Raw genomic sequence first — 251 nt, 5'->3', positions numbered from 1 at the left:
GTTCATCAGGGTCAGGTACGGAGCGGCGAAGTACCACTCTTCATCCGATACATCCGTTGGGTAAGGCCTGCGATTTTTCATTCCGCCAGGATACCAGGTCCGACATAAAGTGCCTAACACCCTCTAGGAACTTTGAAGTACTGACACGGCGTGGACAAGCATGAGCATTGCGAAGACGACGAAATGAAGCCCAGCGAGAGTTTCGGGGAGCCGTTCATAGTCACGTGCGAGACGCCGGAAACGGTTGAGCC

2 pseudogenes are annotated in these 251 nt (G+C 54.2%); both read right to left on the bottom strand.

Going from position 1 to position 251, the window contains the following annotated elements:
- A pseudogene (locus tag AB3X94_RS42325) lies at positions 1–81 on the bottom strand (IS5/IS1182 family transposase); the annotation flags it as partial.
- A gap of 42 nt (positions 82–123) precedes the next feature.
- Positions 124–251: pseudogene (locus AB3X94_RS42320) on the bottom strand (IS5/IS1182 family transposase); the annotation flags it as partial.

The organism is Paraburkholderia sp. BR10923, from assembly GCF_040948765.1.
Taxonomy (GTDB): domain Bacteria; phylum Pseudomonadota; class Gammaproteobacteria; order Burkholderiales; family Burkholderiaceae; genus Paraburkholderia; species Paraburkholderia youngii.
The sequence above is the reverse complement of the archived record's forward strand: the minus strand, read 5'-3'. Positions and strand labels throughout refer to the sequence as shown.